5 protein-coding genes, 3 tRNA genes, 2 rRNA genes and 1 other RNA gene are annotated in these 6,633 nt (G+C 37.3%); all 11 read left to right on the top strand.

Features of this window, described 5'->3' with window-relative positions:
• Nucleotides 1-173 (top strand): 23S ribosomal RNA (locus tag DS745_RS20430); the annotation flags it as partial.
• A gap of 77 nt (nt 174-250) precedes the next feature.
• Nucleotides 251-366: ribosomal RNA gene (gene rrf, locus DS745_RS20425) — 5S ribosomal RNA — on the top strand.
• Between the two features lie 499 nt (nt 367-865).
• A tRNA-Ser gene (locus tag DS745_RS20420) sits at nt 866-956 on the top strand.
• Nucleotides 957-972: 16 nt separating this feature from the next.
• A tRNA-Glu gene (locus DS745_RS20415) sits at nt 973-1,047 on the top strand.
• A 34-nt stretch (nt 1,048-1,081) separates the two neighbouring features.
• An RNA gene (ffs, locus tag DS745_RS20410) (signal recognition particle sRNA large type) lies at nt 1,082-1,346 on the top strand.
• 13 nt (nt 1,347-1,359) lie between these two features.
• Nucleotides 1,360-1,435 (top strand) — tRNA-Ala (locus DS745_RS20405).
• A gap of 135 nt (nt 1,436-1,570) precedes the next feature.
• Entirely contained in the window at nt 1,571-2,029 is a 459-nt protein-coding gene (locus DS745_RS20400) for a VOC family protein (RefSeq protein WP_129080048.1), read from the top strand.
• Nucleotides 2,030-2,167: 138 nt separating this feature from the next.
• Nucleotides 2,168-3,970: an oligoendopeptidase F gene (gene pepF / locus DS745_RS20395; RefSeq protein ID WP_129080047.1), complete on the top strand. Its 1,803-nt coding sequence runs from the start codon at nt 2,168-2,170 to the stop codon at nt 3,968-3,970.
• 175 nt (nt 3,971-4,145) lie between these two features.
• Entirely contained in the window at nt 4,146-4,346 is a 201-nt protein-coding gene (locus tag DS745_RS20390; protein ID WP_129080046.1) for a cold-shock protein, read from the top strand.
• A 233-nt stretch (nt 4,347-4,579) separates the two neighbouring features.
• The gene (locus DS745_RS20385; protein WP_129080045.1) at nt 4,580-5,827 is read left to right on the top strand and encodes an ATP-binding protein; all 1,248 of its coding nucleotides are present in this window, start codon (nt 4,580-4,582) and stop codon (nt 5,825-5,827) included.
• A gap of 165 nt (nt 5,828-5,992) precedes the next feature.
• Nucleotides 5,993-6,628: a PAQR family membrane homeostasis protein TrhA gene (gene trhA, locus DS745_RS20380; protein ID WP_129080044.1), complete on the top strand. Its 636-nt coding sequence runs from the start codon at nt 5,993-5,995 to the stop codon at nt 6,626-6,628.
• The last annotated feature ends 5 nt before the right edge of the window (nt 6,629-6,633 follow it).

Raw genomic sequence — 6,633 nt, 5'->3', positions numbered from 1 at the left:
TGTGGAAGGGATAAGTGCTGAAAGCATCTAAGCATGAAGCCCCCCTCAAGATGAGATTTCCCTTGGAGTTAATCCAGTAAGACCCCTTAAAGATGATGAGGTTGATAGGTCTCGGGTGGAAGCACGGTGACGTGTGGAGCTGAGAGATACTAATCGGTCGAGGACTTATCCTAAAAATAAGAATTGATTTTTACTCAAGTCTTAAATGTGTGTTATCTAGTTTTGAAGGAATGATTTCTTTCAAACATAATCTAGTGGCGATAGCGAAGAGGTCACACTCGTTCCCATGCCGAACACGATCGTTAAGCTCTTCAGCGCCGATGGTAGTTGGGGGTTTCCCCCTGTGAGAGTAGGACGTTGCTAGGTAAAAAAACACATCCCATGTGGATGTGTTTTTTGTGTTTAAATAAAAAGTTTAAGATAGGGCTAGCTGGTATATGTGCATCTGCGTCTACTAGTAACGCTCTGAAGCAGGCTTCCTCGATGCAAAGCTGCACGGAGTAAATCAAGGAAGCATCTCAGGGGATGTGAACGAGAACAGTAGCTTTCCTGCGTCTACAAGCAATGCTCCGAAGTGTGCTTCCTCGTCGCAAAGCTGCAAGAAGGTATTCAGAGAAGTTTACTCACGGTGTGAACGAGGTCAGTAGCTTCGTTGCTAGGTAACTAAAAAAACACATCCCCATATCAATAAGTATTCTAAATTAGTATTGTAAAACATTTGATATTCTGATATAATAAAATAGAGGTAAAGCACACTCACGTAATAACAGCTTTCGTTGAGGAAAACAAAAAATATTGCAATGTAAATATTATTGTGATATAATTAAACTGTTCCTGAAATTAAGGTTTAGTGAACAAATTAACTGGGGAAGTACTCAAGAGGCTGAAGAGGCGCCCCTGCTAAGGGTGTAGGTCGTTAACGCGGCGCGAGGGTTCAAATCCCTCCTTCTCCGCCAGTTGAAATTTATTTTTGGCCCGTTGGTCAAGCGGTTAAGACACCGCCCTTTCACGGCGGTAACACGGGTTCGAATCCCGTACGGGTCACCAAACAAAGACATATGTACCAGTAATCTTATACATACCGTGCTAGATGGGGAGATGGCGGTGCCCTGTAACTTGCAACCCGCCTTAGCAAGATTGAACTCCTTCTAGCGGTTCGGTTCATGTAAGGATTGACTTATGCAAGCGGTGTTGACCGTTGGGGTCTACGCAACAGAAATCTATGAATTTGGTCAGGCCTGGAAGGGAGCAGCCATAAGTAGATAATTCTGTGTGCCGTAGGTAGCCCTAACCGAGCTAGCTACATGAGTAACACTTATGTGACCGGGTCAATAGAAGGTGCACGGTAAAAATTTTATTGGGGCCTTAGCTCAGCTGGGAGAGCGCCTGCCTTGCACGCAGGAGGTCAGCGGTTCGATCCCGCTAGTCTCCACCATTACTTACATAACATTTTAAAACAGCATCTGCTGTTTTTTTTTATAAGTTAAATATTGCCAAGTGCGTATTAGTTGTGTTAATACTAGGTTAGTAGGATGTTAGTTTATTTATTAACCCAAAGGTGGGAAGTAACTTGAAAAACGCTCATTTATACGAAACCCATGTAAAAACGAAAAATTTAGAAGAAGCCATTACATTTTATCAAAAACTCGAGCTCGAGCTTGCATATGTCATACCTGATAGAGTTGCCTTTTTTTGGCTAGGAGATAGTAAGCGAAAAGAACAAATGCTTGGTGTTTGGAAAGTTTCTTCAGATGAATTTGTGAAATCTCATTTTGCTTTTCAGGTAACTTTTGAGGAGTTAGTGAATACTCCGAAATACTTGGCGGAAAAAGGGATTGAGGTAGTTCCTAGTTTTGGGCTAGATGCTAGTGAACCAGTTGTTCATGCATGGATGCCTGCAGCTAGTTACTACTTTGTTGATAATGATGGAAATTCTCTAGAATATATTACTGTATTAAATGATGAACCTATTCCTGAATTAGGAGCGATACACCTAAGTACCTGGACTAAAGCACAGGAAAATAGATAGATGTTTGCGTTAGGCTTTATTGCCTAGCGCTTTTGTATAGCTATGATTAAATTTTTTAAATATTTTGTCACTAAGGTTTTTTTAAGATATAATGTATTTGTTAGTAATACGAAATATATCGTAAAGGAGCACATATAAATGGCTAAAAAAACATTACGTAGTGAAGTTCCAGTTGAATTAACTTGGAACCTTGAAGATTTATTTGAAACTGAGGAAGCATGGGAAGCAGAGCTTGCTTCAGTTCAGGATGATCTTCCATCAGTAGTTCAATTTAAAGGGAGACTTGCTGAAGGAGCAACTGTATTACTAGATTGCCTGAATGCACAAGAAGATCTTCATCAAAGAGTTGTTCGCGTAGCAACCTACTCCAGATTACGCCAAACAGAAGATGGTACAAATTCTGGTCATCAGGGAAATGCCGCGAGAACAGGAGCTATGCTTGCTACAGTAGGAGCTGCGCTTACTTTCGTTGAGTCAGAAATTCTGGCATTACCGGAGGGGACAATTGAGCGTTATCTAAATGAAGAGAAGGGTCTAGAAGTTTTTAGTAAAAATCTACATGAACTATTAGAGAAGAAGCCACATCAGCTTAGTCCAGAAACAGAAGAAACCTTAGCCGCTTTAGGTCAAGTATTATCATCGCCTTATATGACTTATGAAGTAAGTAAATCATCGGATATGGATTTTCCTGCTTTTACTGATGGTGAAGGGAATGAACTACCGTTAACTTTTGCACTCTTTGAAGATCGTTATGAACTTTCAACGGATACAACAGTTAGACGTAATGCATATGAAGCATTTTCAAAAACATTAAACCAATATAAAAATACATTTGCAGCTACATATTCTACAGAAATAAAAAAGCAAGTAGTACTTTCTCGTCAACGTAAATATGAAAGTGTTACTCATATGTTATTACAACCCCACCAAGTTACCTTGGAAATGTATCATAATCAATTAGACATTATTCAAAAGGAATTAGCATCACATATGCGTCGTTTTGCACAATTAAAAAAGCGTGTTCTTGGCTTAGATAAGATGATGTTCTGTGATTTAAAGGCACCATTGGACCCAGATTTTAATCCTTCAACAACATATGAAGAAGCTTCAGAAACAATCTTAAAATCATTGGAAGTAATGGGCGAGGAATACCACGGGGTTATGAAAAAGGCATTAACTGAAAGATGGGTTGATTTGGCGGAAAACGTAGGGAAAGCAACTGGTGCTTTCTGTTCGAGTCCATATGGGGTTCATCCATATATTCTTATTACTTGGACGGATACAATGAGAGGAGCCTTTATTTTAACACACGAGTTAGGACATGCTGGGCATTTTTATTACGCAAATGGAAATCAACGTTTAGTAAATACTAGACCGTCACTATACTTTATTGAGGCACCATCAACGATTAATGAGTTGTTACTAAGCCAACACCTTTTAAAAACAACGGATGATACACGAATGAAGCGATGGGTTCTGTTACAATCGTTAGGCACTTACTATCACAACTTTGTTACACACTTGCTAGAAGGTGAGTTACAACGTAGAGTTTACACTTTAGCTGAGGCAGGAAAGCCGATAACAGCGTTAACTTTAAGTGAGCAGAAGAAAGAACTCTTAGAAAACTTCTGGGGAGACTCGGTTGAAATTGATGATGCTGCTGCCCTTACATGGATGCGTCAGCCGCATTATTATATGGGTCTATACCCTTACACCTACTCTGCTGGTCTTACTGCATCAACAGCAGTTGCAGAGCTGATAAGAGAAGAAGGGCAACCTGCTGTTGACCGCTGGATTGAAGTACTAAAAGCCGGTGGTACGATGAGACCACTAGACTTACTGAAACATGCAGGTGTTGACATGTCTACACCGGATCCAATTCGTAAAGCGGTGGCTTATGTTGGTTCTCTTGTTGACGAATTAGAAAAAAGCTACGAGTAACAAAGTAAGACAGCCTAAACAAAGGCTGTCTTTGTTTTGCATTATCTGGTTACATGTAAGATTTTTTTACGAATTTTTCTAAAAAGAGATTTAAAATACATAAGAATGGTTATAATAACAGAGCAAGTAAAATTGCAATATTCATGTATGGTTACATGCTAGGAGGAAACAAGAAATGGAACAAGGTAAAGTAAAATGGTTTAACAGTGAGAAAGGTTTTGGGTTCATTGAACGTGAAGGTGGAGATGACGTATTTGTTCACTTCTCAGCTATTCAAGGGGAAGGATATAAATCATTAGAAGAAGGTCAAGAAGTATCTTTTGACATCGAAAATGGTCAACGCGGCCCTCAAGCGACTAACGTCAAAAAAATATAATACATGAACCACCAGAACAAACCCAGACTTGGGTTTGTTCTTTTTTTATTGAAAATAATTTGAATATTTTGAAGGTTTTTTCATGATATTTAAAGAATAATACATATCAAACTAAAGAAGCTGTAAGCAAACATGTATATCATTGAACAACTTAGGGGACTCCATACAAAAAATTCTATTAAAAAAGAAGTTATTAAATGATCTTATACCTAATTTTAAGGTAGGTGGCTTTATTGATTTATCTACTATTAAATGTATTAATCGTTCTGTTTTGTACGTTTATGTATTATATGTTCTTATTAAAGCCAGAACTAGAAAAGAGATATCGACAACTACTTATTAGTGTAGTTTCAATGATCGCAATTACTCTGTGTATGATGTTTCCCTTTGCGGATCTTGATGGAAATATTTATGATTTAAGGGCATTGCCATTTTTAATTGGTGCCCTTTACGGTGGTAGAAAAGTTGCAATTACGCTGTTTTTTGGAGTAATAACTGTACGGCTTTTTATGGGTATAAATCTGGGTTTTTATATTACAGTAGTTCATACATTTATCATGTTCCTCTATACATATTATTTTTCTTCAACTTTTAAACGTAGTAAGTTCTCAACTAAGCTACTAAGCAGTATTATATTTGTAAGTTTTATCTACCTTTTAAATTATGGCTTACTCTTTTTCTATTTCGATTCGTTTGATGAATACAAGATTTCAATCTTACTAAATAAATTTTTAGTTTTAATTCTTTCCTTGATTTTAATCTTGTATATCATAGAGTACCTACTTCAAAATTTCAGATTTAAGGAAGAATTAAATGAAGCAGAAAAACTACGGGTTGTTAGTCAGCTAGCAGCTAGTGTCTCTCATGAAGTGCGTAATCCATTAACTGTTACCAGAGGTTTTTTACAGCTCTTAAAAGATGAAAATATTGATACCCAAAAGCGAAGGGATTACCTCAATCTTTCTTTACAAGAATTAGATAGAGCTCAGACTATTATTACAGATTATTTAACCTATGCTAGGCCTAGTGAGGAAATAAACTTCATTAAGCTAGAACTTTGGGATGAAATTGAATACGTTGTTAAGGTAATGAGACCGTATGCCCTGATGTTTGGAGTGGATATAGACAGTTCAGATGTAAAAGCTGGCACTATTATAGGTGATACGCAAAAGTTTCGACAATGCTTAATTAATCTTACGAAAAATGGAATTGAAGCGATGCCTAACGGCGGTAAGTTAAGTATTAGTGCTAATTCATCGAATAAGGAAGTTCAAATTCTTATTAAAGATACAGGTATTGGGATGTCTCAAGACCAAATTGAAATGGTCGGAGTTCCTTATCAATCGACCAAAAAAACAGGCACTGGTCTTGGGACAATGGTAGCGATCAATATAATAAAATCAATGAACGGAACTATTGAAGTGACAAGTATGATTGGTAGTGGTACAAATATTACATTAACCTTTCCAAATGCCAAATAAGGGTCGTACAAGCTTTTATACCCACTCATCATGATTAGAGTGGTTGGAGTAAAAAATTTGCTTTTCACCAAATCAACTATTATTGCATTATGTATATCACTGGGTAAAAGTCTAATCTAGTGGTAATATATATGGTGAGCTTTATTGGAAAGGGGTAATAGTTGAATGGCAACTACACATAGTTATTCAAAGGGAGAAGAAATTGCTAATGCCATATCTCATGGTATTGGGATTGTATTTAGTATTTCAGCATTAACGTTATTAATTGTCTTTGCATCGCTAGAAGGTTCGGTAGCATCAATTATTAGCTATACGATCTATGGGGTAACAATGTTACTTCTGTATGTATCATCGACGTTACTTCACGCATTTCCTGAAGGGAAAGTAAAAAATTTATTTGAAATATTTGATCACTCCTCCATTTACTTGTTTATTGCAGGTTCATATACACCGATTTTAGTTAATGTTATAGGTGGAAAGTTGGCCATCTACCTATTAATACTCTTATGGTCGATTGCCGGGATTGGCGTACTGTTTAAGGTATTCTTTGTGAAGAGATTTATGTACGCTTCTACAATCCTTTATGTTGTTATGGGGTGGTTAATTGTTTTTGCATGGGAGCCTCTTGTGACAAATTTTGATGATGTAGGAGTTGTGTTATTGATTGTAGGTGGATTGCTTTACACTGTTGGGGCATTATTTTACATGTTCCGATGGTTCCGATTTCATCACATGGTCTGGCATTTGTTTGTCCTTGCAGGAACAGTTGTCCATTTTTTAGCTATTTTAATGTTTGCGTAAGTGTA

This window comes from Anaerobacillus alkaliphilus (assembly GCF_004116265.1).
Classification (GTDB): domain Bacteria; phylum Bacillota; class Bacilli; order Bacillales; family Anaerobacillaceae; genus Anaerobacillus; species Anaerobacillus alkaliphilus.
This window is presented reverse-complemented; position numbering and strand designations above follow the sequence as displayed.

What these genes read in the sequence shown, in the direction of transcription:
- pepF (WP_129080047.1), top strand. Translation starts at nt 2,168, where the DNA reads ATGGCTAAAAAAACATTACGTAGTGAAGTTCCAGTTGAATTAACTTGG.
- trhA (WP_129080044.1), top strand. Translation starts at nt 5,993, where the DNA reads ATGGCAACTACACATAGTTATTCAAAGGGAGAAGAAATTGCTAATGCC.
- DS745_RS20390 (WP_129080046.1), top strand. Translation starts at nt 4,146, where the DNA reads ATGGAACAAGGTAAAGTAAAATGGTTTAACAGTGAGAAAGGTTTTGGG.